23 protein-coding genes are annotated in these 20,735 nt (G+C 42.2%); all 23 read left to right on the top strand.

The annotated features are described in order from the left end of the window. Positions 1-5: 5 nt before the first annotated feature. The 23 genes from JI667_RS19325 to JI667_RS19215 all read left to right on the top strand — a co-directional run bounded on the left by JI667_RS19325 (position 6) and on the right by JI667_RS19215 (position 20,726). Positions 6-614: a class I SAM-dependent methyltransferase gene (locus JI667_RS19325; RefSeq protein WP_206857951.1), complete on the top strand. Its 609-nt coding sequence runs from the start codon at positions 6-8 to the stop codon at positions 612-614. Positions 615-846: 232 nt separating this feature from the next. Further along, entirely contained in the window at positions 847-4,404 is a 3,558-nt protein-coding gene (gene rpoB / locus JI667_RS19320) for a DNA-directed RNA polymerase subunit beta (protein ID WP_206857915.1), read from the top strand. 51 nt (positions 4,405-4,455) lie between these two features. Then, complete coding sequence (rpoC, locus tag JI667_RS19315) at positions 4,456-8,055, top strand: DNA-directed RNA polymerase subunit beta' (RefSeq protein WP_206857912.1); 3,600 nt, start codon at positions 4,456-4,458, stop codon at positions 8,053-8,055. 160 nt (positions 8,056-8,215) lie between these two features. Continuing rightward, entirely contained in the window at positions 8,216-8,464 is a 249-nt protein-coding gene (locus JI667_RS19310) for a 50S ribosomal protein L7ae-like protein (RefSeq protein WP_206857911.1), read from the top strand. A 99-nt stretch (positions 8,465-8,563) separates the two neighbouring features. Further along, positions 8,564-8,986, top strand: a complete 423-nt coding sequence (gene rpsL / locus JI667_RS19305) for a 30S ribosomal protein S12 (RefSeq protein ID WP_034765995.1) — start codon at positions 8,564-8,566, stop codon at positions 8,984-8,986. 44 nt (positions 8,987-9,030) lie between these two features. Next, positions 9,031-9,501, top strand: a complete 471-nt coding sequence (gene rpsG, locus JI667_RS19300; RefSeq protein WP_034765993.1) for a 30S ribosomal protein S7 — start codon at positions 9,031-9,033, stop codon at positions 9,499-9,501. Positions 9,502-9,552: 51 nt separating this feature from the next. Beyond that, a complete protein-coding gene (gene fusA, locus JI667_RS19295; protein WP_206857910.1) occupies positions 9,553-11,631 on the top strand; it encodes an elongation factor G in 2,079 nt (692 codons plus the stop codon). A gap of 128 nt (positions 11,632-11,759) precedes the next feature. Next, entirely contained in the window at positions 11,760-12,950 is a 1,191-nt protein-coding gene (tuf, locus tag JI667_RS19290) for an elongation factor Tu (RefSeq protein WP_034765989.1), read from the top strand. 1,188 nt (positions 12,951-14,138) lie between these two features. Further along, on the top strand, positions 14,139-14,447 hold the full coding sequence (gene rpsJ / locus JI667_RS19285) for a 30S ribosomal protein S10 (RefSeq protein WP_034676072.1): 309 nt from the start codon (positions 14,139-14,141) through the stop codon (positions 14,445-14,447). Positions 14,448-14,482: 35 nt separating this feature from the next. After that, positions 14,483-15,112 carry a 50S ribosomal protein L3 gene (rplC, locus tag JI667_RS19280; protein ID WP_044340523.1) on the top strand — a complete coding sequence of 210 codons (630 nt, stop codon included), beginning with the start codon at positions 14,483-14,485 and terminating at the stop codon, positions 15,110-15,112. Positions 15,113-15,142: 30 nt separating this feature from the next. Continuing rightward, positions 15,143-15,766, top strand: a complete 624-nt coding sequence (gene rplD / locus JI667_RS19275; protein WP_206857909.1) for a 50S ribosomal protein L4 — start codon at positions 15,143-15,145, stop codon at positions 15,764-15,766. Next, entirely contained in the window at positions 15,766-16,050 is a 285-nt protein-coding gene (gene rplW / locus JI667_RS19270; protein ID WP_211201344.1) for a 50S ribosomal protein L23, read from the top strand. The genes rplD and rplW overlap by 1 nt, the downstream gene beginning before the upstream one ends. A 31-nt stretch (positions 16,051-16,081) precedes the next feature. Further along, the gene (gene rplB / locus JI667_RS19265; RefSeq protein ID WP_201716420.1) at positions 16,082-16,912 is read left to right on the top strand and encodes a 50S ribosomal protein L2; all 831 of its coding nucleotides are present in this window, start codon (positions 16,082-16,084) and stop codon (positions 16,910-16,912) included. 60 nt (positions 16,913-16,972) lie between these two features. Continuing rightward, positions 16,973-17,251 carry a 30S ribosomal protein S19 gene (rpsS, locus tag JI667_RS19260; RefSeq protein ID WP_060674120.1) on the top strand — a complete coding sequence of 93 codons (279 nt, stop codon included), beginning with the start codon at positions 16,973-16,975 and terminating at the stop codon, positions 17,249-17,251. Positions 17,252-17,270: 19 nt separating this feature from the next. Next, positions 17,271-17,612, top strand: coding sequence for a 50S ribosomal protein L22 (gene rplV, locus JI667_RS19255; RefSeq protein WP_034765976.1), 342 nt, complete (start codon positions 17,271-17,273; stop codon positions 17,610-17,612). 3 nt (positions 17,613-17,615) lie between these two features. Continuing rightward, positions 17,616-18,272 carry a 30S ribosomal protein S3 gene (gene rpsC / locus JI667_RS19250; protein ID WP_060674118.1) on the top strand — a complete coding sequence of 219 codons (657 nt, stop codon included), beginning with the start codon at positions 17,616-17,618 and terminating at the stop codon, positions 18,270-18,272. Between the two features lie 2 nt (positions 18,273-18,274). Further along, positions 18,275-18,709 carry a 50S ribosomal protein L16 gene (gene rplP / locus JI667_RS19245; protein ID WP_060674116.1) on the top strand — a complete coding sequence of 145 codons (435 nt, stop codon included), beginning with the start codon at positions 18,275-18,277 and terminating at the stop codon, positions 18,707-18,709. Then, on the top strand, positions 18,699-18,902 hold the full coding sequence (rpmC, locus tag JI667_RS19240) for a 50S ribosomal protein L29 (RefSeq protein ID WP_060674114.1): 204 nt from the start codon (positions 18,699-18,701) through the stop codon (positions 18,900-18,902). The genes rplP and rpmC overlap by 11 nt, the downstream gene beginning before the upstream one ends. Before the next feature lie 20 nt (positions 18,903-18,922). Beyond that, positions 18,923-19,186 carry a 30S ribosomal protein S17 gene (rpsQ, locus tag JI667_RS19235; RefSeq protein WP_032085279.1) on the top strand — a complete coding sequence of 88 codons (264 nt, stop codon included), beginning with the start codon at positions 18,923-18,925 and terminating at the stop codon, positions 19,184-19,186. A 44-nt stretch (positions 19,187-19,230) separates the two neighbouring features. After that, entirely contained in the window at positions 19,231-19,599 is a 369-nt protein-coding gene (rplN, locus tag JI667_RS19230; protein ID WP_060674112.1) for a 50S ribosomal protein L14, read from the top strand. Between the two features lie 39 nt (positions 19,600-19,638). Continuing rightward, positions 19,639-19,950: a 50S ribosomal protein L24 gene (gene rplX, locus JI667_RS19225; RefSeq protein ID WP_206857907.1), complete on the top strand. Its 312-nt coding sequence runs from the start codon at positions 19,639-19,641 to the stop codon at positions 19,948-19,950. Between the two features lie 26 nt (positions 19,951-19,976). Next, a complete protein-coding gene (gene rplE, locus JI667_RS19220; protein ID WP_206857905.1) occupies positions 19,977-20,516 on the top strand; it encodes a 50S ribosomal protein L5 in 540 nt (179 codons plus the stop codon). 24 nt (positions 20,517-20,540) lie between these two features. Further along, the gene (locus JI667_RS19215) at positions 20,541-20,726 is read left to right on the top strand and encodes a type Z 30S ribosomal protein S14 (protein ID WP_010191505.1); all 186 of its coding nucleotides are present in this window, start codon (positions 20,541-20,543) and stop codon (positions 20,724-20,726) included. Positions 20,727-20,735 lie beyond the last annotated feature (9 nt).

The following is a 20,735-nucleotide window of genomic DNA, read 5'->3' as shown; positions in this document are numbered from 1 at the left end:
ATATAATGACCAATCACTATTATTCCCATAACCCGGATGTAGAAAGTAACCCCCAAACCATTACCTTTGATTTAAGGGGACATACTTTCCGTTTTAAAACGGATCAGGGTGTCTTTTCGAAGAAGGAAGTGGACTTTGGATCCAGGGTGCTGATTGAAACGTTTGAATTACCCGATGTGGAGGGTTCGTTATTGGATGTAGGTTGCGGTTATGGCCCGATCGGAATATCCTTGGCTAAAGAATATCATGATCGAACGGTCCATATGGTAGATGTGAATGAAAGAGCTTTATCCCTTGCGGAAGAAAACGCTAAGGAGAATAAAATTCAAAACGTCAGAATCTATCAAAGTGATCGATATGCAAAGGTTGTTGAAACGAATTTTGCAGCCATTTTAACAAATCCGCCGATTCGTGCTGGTAAAGGGACGGTTCATTCCATACTTGAAAATAGTTATGAGCATCTTTCGGAACTGGGAGAATTGTGGGTTGTTATTCAGAAGAAGCAAGGTGCTCCATCTGCCATGGATAAAATGGAAACATTGTTTTCAAATGTAGAAATCGTCACAAGGAAAAAGGGATACTACATCTTGAAATCAGTAAAAGAAATCCGTTGACGTAACTTTATTGCTATGATAACATTATAAAATGCAAAAATATTATTTTCCGGTAATATGTCCATATGTATATATATTGGATAAATTGGAAAAGATTATAAAATAATAGTTCGTCATATGAAAATGAGGTTTTATCATTAAAACCCTTTTTCTTTTTGTCTTGTGTAGAGTAGTAATCCTACTTTAAGGCATATAGACACAACCAAAACGCTTGATTTGAGGGGTGAATCAGTTGACAGGTCAACTAGTTCAGTATGGACGACACCGCCAACGCAGAAGTTTTGCGCGTATCAGTGAAGTTTTAGAATTACCGAATCTAATCGAAATTCAAACTTCCTCGTATCAATGGTTTCTTGATGAGGGGTTAAGAGAAATGTTCCGTGACATTTCTCCGATTGAGGACTTCACTGGTAATCTCTCTTTGGAATTTATTGATTATAGTCTGGGAGAGCCAAAGTACTCGGTGGAAGAATCAAAGGAAAGAGATGTTACTTACTCTGCACCGCTTAGAGTAAAAGTCCGTCTTGTGAACAAAGAAACAGGAGAAGTGAAAGATCAAGACGTATTTATGGGTGATTTCCCATTAATGACAGACACAGGAACCTTTGTCATTAATGGTGCTGAGCGTGTTATCGTTTCTCAGCTAGTGCGTTCACCTAGTGTTTACTTTAGTGGAAAAGTAGATAAGAACGGAAAGAAAGGGTTTACTGCTACCGTTATACCAAACCGCGGAGCTTGGCTTGAGTATGAAACAGATGCAAAAGATGTTGTATATGTGCGAATTGATCGAACTCGCAAACTACCGGTAACGGTTCTTTTACGTGCCCTTGGGTTTGGCTCTGATCAAGAAATCATCGATCTGATCGGTGATAATGAGTACATTCGTAACACGCTCGAGAAAGACAACACGGAAGGTATCGACAAGGCATTGCTCGAGATTTATGAGCGTCTGCGTCCAGGAGAGCCTCCTACAGTAGAAAATGCTAAAAGTTTACTCGTTTCTCGTTTCTTTGATCCTAAGCGTTATGACTTAGCAAACGTTGGACGTTACAAAATGAACAAAAAGCTACACATTAAAAACCGTTTATTCGGTCAGACTCTAGCAGAAACTCTAGCAGATCCCGAAACGGGGGAGATTTTGGCAGAGAAAGGCACGGTTCTTGACCGTCGCGCCCTTGATAAGGTAATTCCTTATTTAGAAAACGGCATTGGTTTCAAAAACTACCAACAATCCGGCGGCGTATTAGAAGAAGATGTCGTTCTTCAATCTATCAAGATTTATTCTCCTAACGAAGAGGGAGAATTCGAAATCAACGTAATCAGCAATGCGTATGTTGAAGAAGAGGTTAAGTACATTACACCTGCTGATATCATTTCTTCTATCTCTTACTTCTTTAACTTATTGCATGGAGTAGGACTGACAGATGATATTGACCATTTAGGTAACCGTCGTTTACGTTCGGTTGGTGAATTACTACAAAATCAATTCCGTATCGGTTTATCACGTATGGAGCGTGTCGTTCGTGAAAGAATGTCCATTCAGGACACAAACACGATCACGCCTCAACAACTGATCAACATCCGTCCTGTTATTGCATCCATTAAAGAGTTCTTTGGAAGCTCTCAATTGTCTCAATTCATGGATCAAACGAATCCTCTTGCAGAATTAACGCACAAACGTCGTCTTTCTGCTTTAGGGCCTGGAGGATTAACACGTGAACGTGCCGGTTTCGAAGTGCGTGACGTACATTACTCCCACTATGGTCGTATGTGTCCGATTGAAACACCTGAGGGTCCGAACATCGGACTAATCAACTCACTTTCTTCCTTTGCGAAAGTGAATAAATTCGGCTTTATCGAAACACCGTATCGTCGTGTCGACCCTGACACTGGGATGGTAACCAATCGTATCGATTACCTGACAGCCGACGAAGAAGATAACTATGTAGTGGCTCAAGCAAACGCACGCCTTGGAGAAGACGGCGCGTTCCTTGATGAAGAAGTCATCGCACGTTTCCGTGGAGAGAACACGGTCATCAAGCGTGAACGTCTTGACTACATGGATGTATCCCCTAAACAAGTAGTATCAGCAGCGACTGCATGTATTCCATTCTTAGAGAACGATGACTCCAACCGTGCTCTAATGGGAGCAAACATGCAACGTCAAGCAGTGCCTTTGATGAATCCGGAATCACCGATCGTCGGAACAGGTATGGAACACGTATCTGCGAAAGACTCCGGTGCAGCCGTGATTTGTAAATATGAAGGTATCGTTGAAAAGGTTGAAGCGAAACAAGTTTGGGTACGTCGTGTGAAAGAAATCGATGGTCAGGAAGTGAAAGGTGACCTCGATAAGTATCGTATGCAGAAATTCATCCGTTCCAACCAAGGTACATGTTACAACCAGCGTCCGATCGTAAGTGAAGGCGACCGTGTAGTAAAAGGGGAAATCCTTGCTGATGGTCCTTCCATGGAGAAAGGCGAACTCGCCTTAGGACGTAACGTAATGGTTGGATTCATGACTTGGGACGGTTACAACTATGAAGATGCGATCATCATGAGTGAACGTCTTGTGAAAGACGATGTATATACTTCTATTCATATTGAAGAATATGAGTCTGAATCTCGTGACACGAAATTGGGACCTGAAGAAATCACTCGTGATATTCCAAACGTTGGTGAAGATGCACTTCGCAATCTTGACGAGCGTGGAATCATCCGCATCGGTGCAGAAGTGAAAGATGGCGACTTACTTGTCGGTAAAGTAACGCCTAAAGGTGTAACGGAGCTTACGGCTGAAGAGCGCTTATTGCATGCAATCTTCGGTGAGAAGGCCCGTGAAGTACGTGATACATCTCTCCGTGTACCACATGGTGGAGGAGGAATCATCCTCGATGTTAAAGTCTTCAACCGTGAGGACGGCGACGAATTACCACCGGGTGTGAATCAGCTTGTACGTGTATACATCGTTCAGAAGCGTAAGATTTCTGAAGGTGACAAAATGGCTGGCCGTCACGGGAACAAAGGTGTTATCTCAAAAATCCTGCCTGAAGAGGACATGCCGTTCTTACCGGACGGTACACCGATCGATATCATGCTTAACCCGCTGGGGGTACCATCTCGTATGAATATCGGACAGGTGCTCGAGCTTCACTTGGGTATGGCAGCCAGATATCTTGGTATTCATGTTGCTTCACCAGTATTTGATGGAGCGCGTGAGGAAGATGTTTGGGCAACGATCGAAGAAGCGGGTATGGCACGTGATGCGAAAACCGTTCTGTACGATGGTAGAACAGGTGAACCGTTTGACAACCGTGTATCAGTGGGAATTATGTATATGATCAAACTTGCCCACATGGTTGATGACAAACTTCACGCTCGTTCAACAGGTCCTTACTCACTTGTTACGCAGCAACCACTCGGAGGGAAAGCTCAATTCGGTGGACAGCGTTTCGGTGAAATGGAGGTATGGGCACTTGAAGCATACGGTGCTGCATACACTCTGCAAGAAATTCTTACAGTTAAATCTGATGACGTTGTGGGTCGTGTGAAAACATATGAAGCCATTGTCAAAGGTGAAAACGTTCCTGAACCTGGAGTTCCGGAATCATTCAAAGTTCTGATCAAAGAGCTTCAAAGTTTAGGTATGGATGTCAAGATCCTCTCTAGTAACGAAGAAGAAATTGAAATGCGCGACTTAGAGGACGAAGAAGAAGTACAACAAGCAGACACGCTAAATATCTCTGAATCTAATGCACAAGAATCCGAGACAGTAGGGTCAAAAGAATAAATTTAGAGCAATTAGGGTTAGAGCCTGTAGATTAAAAGGGAGGTAGGCCCCTTGCTAGATGTAAATAATTTTGAGTATATGAAAATTGGTTTAGCTTCCCCCGATAAGATCCGTTCTTGGTCTTTCGGGGAAGTTAAAAAGCCCGAAACGATTAACTATCGTACATTAAAACCAGAAAAAGATGGTTTATTCTGTGAACGTATCTTTGGTCCTACAAAGGACTGGGAATGTCATTGTGGTAAATACAAACGTGTACGTTACAAAGGCGTTGTTTGTGACCGCTGTGGTGTTGAAGTAACAAAGGCTAAAGTCCGTCGTGAGCGTATGGGGCACATCGAACTTGCTGCCCCTGTATCTCACATCTGGTACTTCAAAGGAATCCCTAGCCGTATGGGTCTTGTTTTAGACATGTCTCCTCGTGCTTTGGAAGAAGTCATCTACTTTGCTTCTTATGTTGTAACAGAACCAGGTGACACGGCCCTTGAAAGAAAGCAACTTCTTTCTGAAAAAGAATACCGTGCATACCGTGAGAAATACGGAGTGAAATTCCAAGCTGCAATGGGAGCTGAAGCGATTAAAAAGCTTCTGCAGGACATTGACCTGGATAAAGAAGCTGATTTCTTGAAAGAAGAACTGAAAACAGCTCAAGGTCAGCGCCGTACCCGTGCAATCAAACGTTTAGAAGTGGTGGAATCTTTCAGAAACTCAGGAAATGATCCGGATTGGATGATTCTTGATGTACTTCCTGTCATTCCTCCGGAGCTTCGCCCGATGGTCCAACTTGACGGTGGACGCTTTGCGACTTCTGACTTGAATGATTTATATCGTCGTGTTATTAACCGTAATAACCGTCTTAAACGTTTATTGGACCTTGGTGCTCCAAGCATCATCGTTCAAAATGAGAAGCGTATGCTTCAAGAAGCGGTTGATGCTTTAATTGATAATGGTCGTCGTGGCCGTCCAGTTACTGGACCGGGTAACCGCCCGTTAAAATCCCTTTCGCATATGCTTAAAGGGAAGCAAGGCCGTTTCCGTCAAAACCTTCTTGGTAAGCGTGTCGATTATTCCGGTCGTTCTGTAATCGTTGTTGGACCTAATCTTAAGATGTACCAATGCGGTCTTCCTAAAGAAATGGCTCTTGAGTTATTCAAGCCATTCGTTATGAAAGAACTCGTTGAAAAAGGACTGGCTCACAACATTAAAAGTGCGAAGCGCAAGATCGAACGCGTACAGCCGGAAGTATGGGATGTATTAGAAGGGGTTATCAAAGAACATCCAGTTCTTTTAAACCGTGCACCTACTCTTCACAGACTGGGTATTCAAGCATTTGAACCAACTCTTGTCGAAGGTAGAGCGATCCGTCTTCACCCACTTGTATGTACAGCATACAATGCGGATTTCGATGGTGACCAAATGGCGGTTCACGTACCACTATCTTCTGAAGCTCAAGCTGAAGCGCGCATGCTCATGCTTGCTGCCCAAAACATCCTAAATCCGAAAGACGGTAAACCTGTTGTTACACCGTCCCAGGATATGGTACTAGGTAACTATTATCTGACTCTAGAACGTGAAAATGCTGTTGGTGAAGGAATGATCTTCAACGATGCAAACGAAGTCATCCTTGCATATCAAAATGGCTATGTACACTTGCATACCCGAATTGCGATTCATGCAAGTACCATCAATAACAAAACGTTCACTGATAAGCAAAATAAACAATTACTATTAACAACGGTAGGTAAAGTGATCTTTAATGAAATCTTACCTGATACATTCCCGTTCATAAATGAGCCAACAAGAACGAACCTGGAAGTTGCGACTCCTGAGAACTACTTTGTTGATTCAACAACGGACGTTAAGGAAGTATTCCAAAACCGTGAGTTAATTAATCCATTCAAAAAAGGATTCTTAGGGAATATCATTGCAGAAGTATTCAAGAAGTTTGCCATTACGGAAACATCTCGTATGCTTGATAAGATGAAGGACCTTGGATTCAAATATTCCACTAAAGCCGGTATTACTGTAGGTATTGCAGATATCGTAGTATTAGCGGAAAAAGAGGAAATCCTGATTGAAGCCCAAAGTAAGGTAGACAACGTATTAAAGCAATTTAAACGCGGTCTGATTACAGAGGATGAAAGGTACGATCGCGTTATCTCCATCTGGAGTGCAGCGAAAGATACGATCCAAGGTAAGTTAATGGCGACACTGGATAAACGCAACCCGATCTTCATGATGAGTGACTCAGGTGCCCGTGGTAACGCATCTAACTTCACTCAGCTTGCCGGTATGCGTGGACTGATGGCCAACCCGGCTGGTCGTATCATCGAGTTACCGATCAAATCAAGTTTCCGTGAAGGTTTGACGGTTCTTGAATACTTCATCTCTACACATGGTGCCCGTAAAGGTCTTGCCGATACAGCACTGAAAACAGCTGACTCAGGTTACCTGACACGTCGACTTGTTGACGTTGCCCAGGACGTTATCGTTCGTGAAGAAGACTGTGGAACGGACAGAGGCCTACTCGTAGGCTCCATTAAAGAGGGTACGGAAATCATCGAACCTCTTGAAGAACGTTTACTTGGTCGTTACTCACGCAAGACATTGCGTCACCCTGAGACAGATGAAATCATCATTACAGAAAATCAGCTGATCACAGAAGACTTGGCTAAGACGATTATTGATGCTGGCGTCGAACATGTTTCAATCCGTTCTGCCTTCACATGTAACACAAGACACGGTGTATGTGAGAAATGTTACGGAACGAACCTTGCAACAGGTCAAAAAGTTGAAGTCGGGGAAGCTGTTGGTATCATCGCTGCGCAATCCATCGGGGAACCGGGTACTCAGTTAACGATGCGTACATTCCATACCGGTGGGGTAGCAGGAGACGATATCACACAAGGTTTACCGCGTATCCAAGAGATCTTCGAAGCGCGTAACCCGAAAGGTCAAGCTGTCATTTCCGAAATTGATGGTGTGATCACTTCCATCAGTGAAGGAAAAGATCGCCAGTACGAAATTACCGTTCAAGGTGATGTGGAAACGAGAAGTTACACAGCTCCTTACACAGCTCGCTTGAAGTTCGCTGTCAACGATAAAGTTGTACGCGGTCAGGAAATCACTGAAGGTTCGATCGATCCAAAAGAACTTCTTAAAGTACGTGACGTGTCTGCCGTTCAAGAATACTTATTGCGCGAAGTACAAAAGGTATATCGTATGCAAGGGGTTGAAATCGGCGACAAACACGTTGAGGTCATGGTCCGTCAAATGTTGCGTAAAGTCCGCGTCATCGATGCTGGTGAATCTGAAGTACTTCCAGGTACTCTTATGGATATCCACCAATTCAGAGATGCGAACGAGAAAGCATTGTTCGGCGGTAAGCTTCCGGCAACAGGACGTCCTGTACTGCTCGGAATCACCAAGGCTTCACTTGAAACAGATTCCTTCTTATCTGCAGCATCATTCCAGGAAACAACACGTGTGTTAACGGACGCTGCGATCAAAGGAAAACGCGATGAGTTACTAGGATTGAAAGAAAATGTTATCATCGGTAAGCTGGTTCCAGCAGGAACAGGTATGCAACGTTACCGTAAAGCGGAACCGGTGTTAGCTGAAGATACTAGTGAAGAAACAGTAACAGTAGAGTAATCTATTTAGGCTAACTCTTAGGCTGGTTTGATTGCTCAAACAACAGTCGTAAGAGTTAGCTTTTATAAATCTTTTAAAACTATGTTGACATAGAGATTTTAAGATGATAATATATTCAAGGTTGCTCCTATTAATAACCTGTTACTTTGGAGGATATGAAATGTCTTATGAAAAAGTAGCGCAGGCTAAAGAAATTATTGTAGGAACAAAGCAAGCAGTGAAAGCTCTAAAAACAGGTCATGTAACTGAAGTTGTAATTGCGGAGGATGCTGATCCCAAGGTTACAGCGAAAGTAGTTCAGGCCGCGATTGATCTTAATGTACCGGTTAACAAAGTGGATTCGATGAAGAAACTTGGTAAATCGTGCGGAATAGATGTTGGAGCAGCAGCTGTTGCGATTATACAGTAAAATAGTTTTTGTAGAAACGATCTACAAAAACTTTACTTTTACCCAAAAAAGAACCACCTGGATGTGTGGGCTTACCAAATAAGAAGGGAGGAAAACAAAATGCCAACTATTAACCAATTAGTTCGCAAGCCTCGTCAGTCAAAATCAACAAAATCAAAGTCACCAGCTCTTAATAAAGGTTATAACAGCTTTAAGAAGGTGCACACGAACTTGTCTTCTCCACAAAAACGTGGTGTATGTACTCGTGTTGGTACTATGACTCCAAAGAAACCGAACTCGGCTTTACGTAAATATGCTCGTGTTCGTTTGACAAATGGAATCGAGGTTACTGCTTACATTCCTGGTATCGGACATAACCTTCAAGAGCACAGTGTTGTTCTTATCCGTGGAGGACGTGTAAAGGATTTACCGGGGGTACGTTATCACATCGTACGTGGTGCGCTTGATACAGCTGGAGTTGACGGCCGTATGCAAGGACGTTCTAAATACGGAACTAAGCGCCCTAAAGCAGCTAAAAAATAATAAAACAACTTTAAATTCATTTCTCGTTGAAAGGAGGAAATCACATGCCACGTAAAGGTCCTGTAGCAAAAAGAGACGTTTTACCTGATCCAATGTACAATTCTAAATTAGTTACTCGTTTAATCAACAAAATTATGATTGACGGTAAAAGAGGTAAAGCTCAAAAGAAATTATACGCAGCGTTTGATATCATTAGCGAGCGTTCAGGTAAAGATGCAATGGAAGTATTCGATGCAGCTTTAAAAAATATCATGCCGGTATTAGAAGTAAAAGCTCGTCGTGTAGGTGGTTCAAACTATCAAGTACCTGTAGAGGTGCGTCCAGAGCGTCGTACTACATTAGGTCTTCGTTGGTTAGTAAACTACTCTCGTCTTCGCGGTGAGAAGACAATGGAAGAGCGTTTAGCTAACGAAATCCTTGATGCAGCTAATAACACTGGAGCTTCTGTCAAGAAGCGTGAAGATACACACAAGATGGCTGAAGCGAACAAAGCGTTTGCTCACTATCGCTGGTAATCTGACCTTAATCAAACAATACATTCTTTTATAAGGAAGGAGAAAGACCGCATGCCTAGAGAGTTCTCCTTAGAAAACACTCGTAATATCGGTATCATGGCTCACATCGATGCCGGTAAAACAACTGCAACTGAGCGTATCCTATTTTATACAGGTCGTATCCATAAAATTGGAGAAACTCACGAAGGTGCTTCTCAAATGGACTGGATGGAGCAAGAGCAAGAGCGTGGTATCACAATCACTTCTGCTGCTACAACAGCCCAATGGAAAGGCCATCGTATCAACATCATCGATACACCTGGACACGTAGACTTCACTGTTGAAGTTGAACGTTCCCTGCGTGTACTTGATGGTGCAGTAGCAGTACTTGATGCTCAATCTGGTGTTGAGCCTCAAACTGAAACTGTATGGCGCCAAGCAACAACTTACGGGGTTCCCCGTGTTGTGTTCGTTAACAAAATGGACAAAATCGGTGCTGACTTCCTTTACTCTGTAGGTACACTACATGAGCGTCTACAAGCTAATGCACATCCAATTCAGCTTCCAATCGGTGCTGAGGATGACTTCGAAGGAATCATCGACTTAGTAGAAATGAAAGCTTACTTCTATGAAGATGATCTTGGAACTCGCGCAGAAGCCCGTGACATTCCTGAAGAGTACAAAGAACAAGCTGAAGAATACCGCGGAAAGCTAATTGAAGCTGTATCTGAACTTGATGAAGAGCTTATGATGAAGTACTTAGAAGGTGAAGAGCTTTCTAACGAAGAAATCAAAGCTGCTATCCGTGCGGCTACACTAACTGTCGAGTTCTACCCGGTAGTATGTGGATCTGCATTCAAAAACAAAGGGGTTCAATTACTAATTGACTCAGTTATCGATTATCTTCCAGCACCAACAGATGTTGAAGATATCAAAGGTTTTGTACCTGATACAGAAGAAGAAGTAACTCGTCCATCTACTGACGATGCGCCATTCTCTGCATTAGCGTTCAAAGTTGCAACTGACCCTTATGTTGGTAAATTAACATTCTTCCGTGTGTACTCAGGAACATTGGATTCTGGATCATACGTAAGAAACTCTTCTAAAGGTAAGCGTGAGCGCGTAGGACGTATCCTGCAAATGCACGCTAACTCACGTGAAGAGATCTCTACAGTTTACGCTGGGGATATTGCAGCAGCAGTTGGTCTTAAAGACACTAGTACTGGAGATACACTATGTGATGAAAAGAGCCTTGTTATCTTAGAATCCATGGTATTCCCGGAACCGGTTATCTCTTTATCCGTTGAGCCTAAGTCAAAGGCTGACCAGGATAAAATGACGACTGCCCTACAAAAACTTCAAGAGGAAGATCCAACATTCCGCGCACATACTGACCAGGAAACTGGACAGGTTATCATCGCCGGTATGGGTGAGCTTCACTTAGATATCATCGTTGATCGTATGAGACGTGAATTCAAAGTAGAAGCAAACGTAGGTGCTCCTCAAGTATCTTACCGTGAGACTTTCCGTGATACGGCTAAAGTCGAAGGTAAGTTCGCCCGTCAATCTGGTGGACGTGGACAATTCGGACACGTTTGGATTGAATTCTCACCTAATGAAGAAGGTAAAGGATTCGAATTCGAGAACGGTATCGTCGGTGGTGTAGTTCCACGTGAATACATCCCTGCTGTACAAGCCGGTCTATCTGACGCTTTAGAAAATGGTGTCTTAGCTGGTTTCCCACTTGTTGATGTTAAAGCAAGATTATTCGATGGTTCATACCATGACGTTGACTCTTCTGAGATGGCGTTCAAAATCGCTGCATCAATGGCCCTTAAGAATGCTGCTTCTAAATGTAAGCCGGTTATCCTTGAGCCAATGATGAAAGTAGAGGTTGTTATCCCTGAGGAATACCTTGGAGATATCATGGGTGACGTTACTTCCCGTCGTGGACGTGTAGAAGGTATGGAAGCACGCGGTAACGCTCAAGTCGTTAAGGCGTTCGTACCTCTATCAGAAATGTTTGGATATGCAACTTCCCTTCGTTCTAACACACAAGGACGTGGAACATACTCCATGCACTTCGATCACTACGAAGAAGTACCTAAATCGATTTCTGAAGAAATCATCAAAAAAAATAAAGGTGAATAATTGATTTATTCGCTTTTATAAAGTATAAATACTAATGTAAGCAATTGTTGTGTCAGAGATGGTTATATTACTGTCTCTGAGGCACCCAAAATATACTTATTTTCTTAAAATCAAAGGAGGATTTTCAAATGGGTAAGGAAAAATTTGATCGTTCCAAGCAACATGCGAATATCGGTACAATCGGTCACGTTGACCACGGTAAAACAACTCTAACAGCTGCAATCACAACTACACTTCACAAGAAGTATGGTCGTGGAACTGCAATGGCATATGACCAAATCGACGGTGCTCCAGAAGAAAGAGAACGTGGAATCACAATCTCTACTGCACACGTTGAGTATGAAACTGATACTCGTCACTATGCACACGTTGACTGCCCAGGACATGCTGACTATGTTAAAAACATGATCACTGGTGCTGCACAAATGGATGGTGGAATCCTAGTAGTTTCTGCTGCTGATGGCCCAATGCCACAAACTCGTGAGCACATCCTTCTTTCTCGTCAAGTAGGTGTTCCATACCTAGTTGTATTCATGAACAAATGTGACATGGTAGACGACGAAGAACTACTTGAATTAGTAGAAATGGAAGTACGTGACCTTCTTTCTGAGTACGATTTCCCTGGCGATGATGTACCAGTAATCAAAGGTTCTGCTCTTAAAGCTCTTGAAGGAGATGCTGAGTGGGAAGCGAAAATCTTCGAACTTATGGAAGCTGTAGATAGCTACATCCCAACTCCAGAGCGTGACACTGACAAGCCATTCATGATGCCTGTTGAGGACGTATTCTCAATTACAGGACGTGGAACAGTTGCTACAGGTCGTGTTGAGCGTGGACAAGTTAAAGTTGGAGACACTATCGACATCATCGGTCTTTCTGAAGAGCCAAAATCTACTACTGTAACAGGTGTAGAAATGTTCCGTAAGCTTCTTGACTATGCTGAAGCTGGAGACAACATCGGTGCACTACTTCGTGGTGTAGCTCGTGAAGATATCCAACGTGGACAAGTACTTGCTAAGCCAGGTACAATCACTCCACACACAAAGTTCAAAGCAGAAGTTTATGTTCTTTCTAAAGAAGAAGGTGGACGTCACACTCCATTCTTCACTAACTACCGCCCACAGTTCTACTTCCGTACAACTGACGTAACTGGTATCTGTAACCTTCCTGAAGGTGTAGAAATGGTTATGCCTGGCGATAACATCGAAATGACTGTTGAGCTTATCGCTCCAATCGCTATCGAAGAAGGTACTAAGTTCTCTATCCGTGAGGGTGGACGTACTGTAGGTGCTGGAGTAGTAGCTACAATCACTGAGTAATCAATGATATCAAAAACAGATGGACTTCGTGTCCATCTGTTTTTTTGTGTTCAAATATAATATAAGGAAGAAATGGTTGGCTGAATAGAATATGTTCAAGCTATTTAAGAATTTGTTGTACAGACATGGAAATAAGACTTGCTTTCTGACACCGCTGTTGATTTCCGTGCAAGACTCCGCTTTCCTCGGGCGAAAGGCGAGCCTCCTCGTCGCTATCGCTCCTGCGGGGTCTCACCAATTTCGCTTTCCCGAAGGAGTCTCCGTCTTGCACTCCAATCAACAGCTGGCGAATGCCAAATTCAAATTTTTTGCTTTTGAATAAACAACAATATGGTTAACAGGTTCGATATTGATCAAAGAACCTAGAATGATTCTTCGTACTTTTCTGCACTGAAATTCTCTTACCTCACCCTCATTTTGAGTTATGAGGTAGAAAGATACTTACATCTATCACGAATGTATATATTTGCGACTTTCTTCTATATATAATGTGGTCCTTGAAATGTTAATATTATTTCATTAAAGCTAATGACCGCATTCGAACTTTTGAAATTATATAAAATCTTAGAGCTGTTTTCTTTATACCAGTGTATTAAGTAACCCTTTGTTGATTGGAGCGGAAGGCAGCTCGACTCCTGCGGGAAACGTGGGACAGGATGAAAAGCGGAGGCGGCTTGGTCAGACCCGACAAGCATAAGGCGAATCAATCGAAAAGGCGTTCTTTGCCTTTTTGGTTGATTTGCCTTATGACCTCGAGGAACTAGCCGCAGTAGCTGGATCTTGAGACCCCACAGGGCGAAGCCCGAGGAGGCTCACCGCCAGCCCCGCGGAAAGCGAGTTGACTGGAGTGGAAATCAACATGCAGTCGCTCTTCAAAAAATAGATTTCATTTTCACGAAACACATATTGTACCAAATGAGAATTGTTATATTAAATATTGTGAAAATACCGCATAACCTTGAAAATGTAACGGTTCGTTTGTATAATAGAGAAAGTGTGCAAAACATAAAGAAATTGCAAGAAACCCTTGCTTCTTCTGGGTGTTTTAGTTATAATAGACAATGTTGGTCTTTGACTGCGATGAAACAGAAGGTTGCTGACACACACGGCCGCTTTGCCATGGCGAGTGTGTGGGAAATTTCTGTGGAGAATGTCTATTCAAAAATAGGCGATAAAGGAGGGAAAATAATGGCAAAACAAAAGATTCGTATCCGTTTAAAGGCTTATGATCACAGAATTCTTGATCAATCAGCTGAGAAAATTGTTGAAACAGCAAAACGTTCTGGTGCGGCGGTTTCAGGACCGATCCCACTACCGACGGAAAAGTCAATTTATACAATTTTGCGTGCTGTGCACAAATACAAAGATTCTCGTGAACAATTCGAAATGCGTACTCATAAACGCTTAATCGACATTGTAAACCCAACACCTCAAACAGTTGATGCGCTTATGCGTTTAGACTTACCATCAGGTGTAGATATCGAAATCAAACTTTAATTCATAAAAACCATAATAATTAGGAGGTGTGACTTATGACCAAAGGAATCTTAGGAAGAAAGATTGGTATGACTCAAGTTTTCGCTGAAAACGGTGATCTTATCCCTGTAACTGTTATTGAAGCTGCTCAAAACGTGGTACTTCAAAAGAAATCTATCGATGTTGATGGCTACGAAGCTATTCAAGTAGGTTTTGAAGACAAACGTGAAAAGCTTTCTAACAAACCAGAGAGAGGCCACGTTGCTAAAGCTGAAACTGCTCCTAAGCGCTTCATCCGTGAAATTCGCGGTGTAAACGTAGAAGAGTACGAAGTTGGTCAAGAAGTCAAAGTTGATATTTTCGCGGCAGGCGAAATCGTAGATGTAACAGGAGTTTCAAAAGGTAAAGGTTTCCAAGGTGCTATCAAGCGTCACAACCAATCTCGCGGACCTATGTCTCACGGTTCTCGTTATCACCGTCGTCCTGGTTCAATGGGTCCTGTTGATCCAAACCGTGTATTCAAAGGGAAACTGCTACCTGGACGTATGGGCGGAGAGCAAATTACAATTCAAAACCTTGAAATTGTAAAAGTTGATGCTGAGCGTAATCTTATCTTAGTAAAAGGTAATGTACCTGGCCCTAAGAAACAACTGATTAAAGTAAAGTCAGCTATTAAAGCAAACTAATAGAACTTTTCAAGAAAGGAGGAAACAAGAATGCCGAAAGTAGCATTATTTAACCAAAGCGGTTCTAAAGTTGGTGATATCGAACTTAATGACACTGTTTTTGGTATTGAACCAAACACACATGTGATGACTGAAGCAGTATTGATGCAAAGAGCGTCTTTACGTCAAGGTAATCACAAAGTAAAAAATCGTTCTGAAGTACGTGGCGGTGGGCGTAAGCCTTGGCGTCAAAAAGGAACAGGCCGTGCTCGTCAAGGGTCAATCCGTTCTCCACAATGGCGCGGTGGTGGTACCGTATTTGGACCAGTTCCACGCAGCTACAGCTACAAACTTCCTAAGAAAGTCCGTCGCCTAGCGATTAAATCTGCACTTTCTTCTAAAGTAGTAGAAGAAAACATCTTAGTATTAGAAGCATTATCATTTGATGCTCCTAAAACAAAAGAATTTGCTAACGTTCTTAAAGGTCTATCTGTTGATTCTAAAACATTAGTAATCACTGACGGTCTTGACGAAAACGTAGCACTTTCAGCTCGTAACATCCCTGGTGTAACTGTTGTTACTGCAGAAGGAATTAGCGTTCTGGATGTATTAGGACATGACAAACTAGTGATGACTAAATCAGCTGTTGAAAAAGTAGAGGAGGTGCTCGCATAATGGATGTACGTGAAATCATTAAGCGCCCCGTAATTACAGAGGCTTCAACTGATCTTATGTCTGAGAAAAAATACACTTTCGAAGTTGATACTAGAGCCAACAAGACTCAAGTAAAAGACGCCGTTCAAGAAATCTTTGACGTGAAAGTAGATAAAGTAAACATCATGAACTACAAAGGTAAGTTCAAGCGTATGGGTAAACACGCTGGTTACACTAACAAGCGTCGTAAAGCAATCGTTAAGCTTACTGCTGACAGTAAAGAAATCGAATTCTTTGAAGTATAAAATTCTTTAATTAAGAAGAGGAGGGAAAAACATGGCGATTAAAAAGTATAAACCTACCTCTAATGGTCGTCGCGGCATGACTAGTTCTGATTTTGCTGAAATCACAACGGATTCTCCGGAAAAGTCACTTTTAGCACCCCTGCACAAAAAGGGTGGCCGTAACAACCAAGGTAAGTTAACAGTTCGTCATCAAGGTGGCGGTCATAAGCGCCAATACCGTATCATCGATTTCAAACGTGAAAAAGATGGTATACCTGGACGCGTTGCTACGATCGAATATGATCCAAACCGTTCAGCTAACATTGCACTAATCAATTACGCTGATGGGGAAAAACGTTACATCCTTGCACCTAAAACACTTGTTGTAGGTATGGAAGTAATGTCTGGACCTGAATCAGATATCAAAGTAGGTAATGCATTACCACTTATCAACATCCCAGTTGGTACAATCGTACACAATATTGAACTTAAACCAGGTAAGGGTGGCCAGTTAGTTCGTTCTGCTGGAACATCTGCTCAAGTACTTGGTAAAGAGGGTAAATATGTGCTTGTACGTTTGAACTCTGGTGAAACACGTATGATTCTTTCTGCTTGTCGTGCTACTATAGGTCAAGTTGGAAATGAGCAACACGAACTTATCAACATTGGTAAAGCCGGACGTTCTCGTTGGTTAGGTAAACGCCCAACAGTACGTGGTTCTGTCATGAACCCTAACGATCACCCACACGGTGGTGGTGAAGGTCGCGCTCCAATCGGACGTAAATCACCAATGTCTCCATGGGGTAAACCTACTCTTGGATACAAGACACGTAAGAAAAACAACAAATCTGATAAATTTATTGTGCGTCGTCGCAAAAAATAACGGGATTGTACTACGGTTCCTCAAAAGAGCCGTAGATCAGTCACGAAGGGAGGTTCAAACATGGGTCGTAGCTTAAAAAAAGGACCTTTTGTTGATGATCATTTAATGAATAAGGTTGAGAAATTGAACGAAACTGAAGGCAAACAAGTTGTGAAGACTTGGTCTCGTCGCTCAACGATCTTCCCAGCATTCATCGGTCACACTATCGCAGTTTACGATGGTCGTAAACATGTACCTGTATACGTCACTGAAGACATGGTAGGACACAAGCTTGGTGAATTCGCGCCATCTCGTACTTACAAAGGTCACGCAAGTGATGATAAGAAAACAAGACGCTAATTGAGAGGAGGGTATCCTAATGCAAGCAAAAGCTGTTGCAAGAACAGTACGTATTGCTCCTCGTAAAGTACGTTTAGTCGTTGATCTAATCCGAGGTAAGCAAGTTGGAGAAGCGGTTGCTATTTTAAAGCATACACCTAAAGCTGCTTCACCAGTAATCGAAAAAGTACTTAAGTCTGCTATTGCGAACGCAGAGCACAACTTTGACATGGATATTAATAGCCTAGTGGTAACTGAGGCTTATGTAAATGAAGGACCAACACTTAAACGTTTCCGTCCTCGTGCGATGGGGCGTGCAAGTCAAATTAACAAACGTACAAGTCACATTACACTTGTCGTATCAGAAAAGAAGGAGGGATAAGCTGTGGGTCAAAAAGTACATCCGGTCGGACTTCGTGTCGGTATAATCCGTGATTGGGAATCTAAATGGTACGCAGATAAAGATTACGCTAATCTATTACACGAAGACATTAAAGTACGTGAATATATTGCAAAACGTTTAGTTGACGCTTCTGTTTCTAAAGTAGAAATCGAACGCGCAGCAAATCGTATTAACATTACTGTTCATACAGCTAAACCTGGTATGGTTATCGGTAAGGGTGGTACAGAAGTTGAAGCACTTCGTAAAGCATTAAACGAACTTACTTCAAAACGTGTACACATCAACATCGTTGAAATCAAAAGAGCTGACGTTGATGCTAAATTAGTAGCAGAAAACATCGCTCGCCAATTAGAAAATCGTGTTTCTTTCCGTCGTGCTCAGAAACAATCGCTTCAACGTGCGATGCGTGCTGGTGCAAAAGGAATCAAAACACAAGTATCTGGTCGTTTAGGCGGAGCAGATATCGCTCGTTCAGAACATTACAGTGAAGGTACTGTTCCACTTCATACTCTACGCGCTGACATTGACTATGCTCATGCAGAAGCTGACACAACTTATGGTAAGCTTGGCGTTAAAGTATGGATCTATCGTGGAGAAGTTCTTCCTACAAGAAAGAAATCTGAGGAAGGAGGCAAATAATTATGTTATTACCTAAACGCGTTAAACATCGTCGCGAACACCGCGGAAAAATGCGTGGACGTGCTAAAGGCGGTCAAGAAGTAGCGTTCGGTGAATACGGTTTACAAGCAGTTGAAGCTTCTTGGATCACAAACCGTCAAATCGAAGCATCTCGTATCGCTATGACTCGTTACATGAAACGTGGCGGTAAAGTATGGATTAAAATCTTCCCTCATAAACCTTACACAGCAAAACCTTTAGAAGTTCGTATGGGTTCAGGTAAAGGTGCTCCAGAAGGTTGGGTAGCAGTAGTTAAGCCTGGAAAAATCATGTTTGAAATCGCTGGTGTTTCTGAAGAGGTAGCTCGTGAAGCGCTTCGTCTGGCATCACATAAACTTCCAATCAAAACGAAGTTTGTAAAACGTGAGGAAATTGGTGGTGAATCAAATGAAAAGTAATGAAATTCGTGACCTAACCACTGCTGAAATTGAACAAAAAGTAAAGACTCTGAAAGAAGAGTTATTTAACCTTCGCTTCCAACTTGCGACTGGACAATTAGAAAATACAGCTCGCATCCGTGAAGTCCGCAAAGGGATCGCTCGTATGAAAACTGTAATCCGTGAAAGAGAGATCGGGGTTAACAATCGATAAATGAGAGGAGGTTTGCTTAAATGAGTGACCGCAACCAACGTAAGGTATACACTGGCCGTGTTGTTTCCGACAAAATGGATAAAACAGTAACGGTTATGGTAGAAACTTATAAAAAGCATTCTCTATACGGCAAGCGCGTTAAGTACTCTAAGAAGTTTAAAACTCATGATGAGAACAACGAAGCAAAAGTAGGCGATATCGTACGTATCATGGAGACTCGTCCACTATCTGCTACAAAACGTTTCCGTTTAGTAGAAGTTGTTGAAAAAGCAGTTATTATCTAATATATTTGTTCGGATATTTTATATTCCGAAGGGAGGTTACCTACATGATTCAACAAGAATCACGTTTAAAAGTTGCTGACAACTCTGGTGCTCGTGAAGTATTAACTATTAAAGTGCTTGGTGGTTCTGGACGCAAGACAGCTAACATCGGTGATGTTATCGTGTGTACAGTAAAACAAGCAACACCAGGTGGCGTTGTTAAAAAAGGTGACGTAGTCAGAGCAGTTGTTGTACGTACTAAATCTGGTGTACGTCGTCAAGACGGTACTTACATTAAGTTCGACGAGAACGCTTGTGTCATTATCCGTGACGACAAGGGACCACGTGGAACTCGTATCTTCGGACCTGTTGCCCGTGAACTGCGTGACAGCAACTTTATGAAAATTGTATCTTTAGCTCCAGAAGTTCTTTAATAGATATTAGCATTGGGCCATTCAAGGAGGTGCGATGAAATGCATGTAAAAAAAGGCGATAAAGTAATGGTCATTACTGGGAAAGACAAAGGCAAAACAGGTGTTGTTCTTGCTTCATTCCCAAAGAAAGACCGAGTGCTAGTTGAAGGAATCAACGTTGTAAAAAAACACGCTAAACCTTCACAGATGAATCCGCAAGGCGGGATCATCAGCCAGGAAGCATCTATCCATGTATCAAATGTTATGCTTCTAGATCCGAAATCTAACGAGCCAACTCGTGTAGGTTTTAAGACGGAAGACGGCAAAAAAGTACGTGTAGCAAAAAAATCAGGTGAAGTTCTAGATAAATAGTACGATTAAGAAGGGAGGTATTCTAAATGAACCGCCTAAAAGAAAAATTTCAACAAGAAATTAGTCCAGCTCTAGTGAGCAAATTCAATTACAAATCAGTAATGGAAGTACCTAAAGTTGAAAAGATCGTTGTCAACATGGGTATCGGTGATGCTGTTTCAAACTCAAAAGCTCTTGATGTAGCTGTTGATGAATTAACTCAAATCACTGGTCAAAAACCAGTCGTAACAAAAGCTAAAAAATCTATCGCAGGCTTCCGTCTTCGTGAAGGTATGCCAATCGGTGCAAAAGTTACTCTTCGCGGAGAGCGTATGTACCAGTTCTTAGATAAATTAATTTCTGTTTCACTTCCTCGTGTGCGTGACTTCCGCGGTGTTTCTAAAAAAGCATTCGACGGTCGCGGTAACTACACATTAGGAGTAAAAGAGCAATTGATTTTCCCTGAGATTGATTATGATAAAGTGTCTAAAGCACGTGGTATGGATATCGTAATCGTAACGACTGCTAACACAGACGAAGAAGCTCGTGAATTATTGACACAAATCGGAATGCCATTCCAAAAGTAATCGCTATATAAGGGAGGCGAAAATGTGGCTAAAAAATCTATGATTGCGAAACAAAAACGCACGCCAAAGCATAATGTTCAAGCGTATACTCGTTGCGAACGTTGCGGACGTCCTCATTCAGTAATCCGTAAATTCAAGCTTTGCCGTATTTGTTTCCGTGAACTCGCATACAAGGGTCAGATTCCTGGCGTTAAGAAAGCTAGTTGGTAATACCCCATA

The sequence above is a fragment of the Bacillus sp. NTK074B genome (assembly GCF_017303375.1).
In the GTDB taxonomy this organism is placed as follows: domain Bacteria; phylum Bacillota; class Bacilli; order Bacillales; family Bacillaceae_B; genus Rossellomorea.
This window is presented reverse-complemented; position numbering and strand designations above follow the sequence as displayed.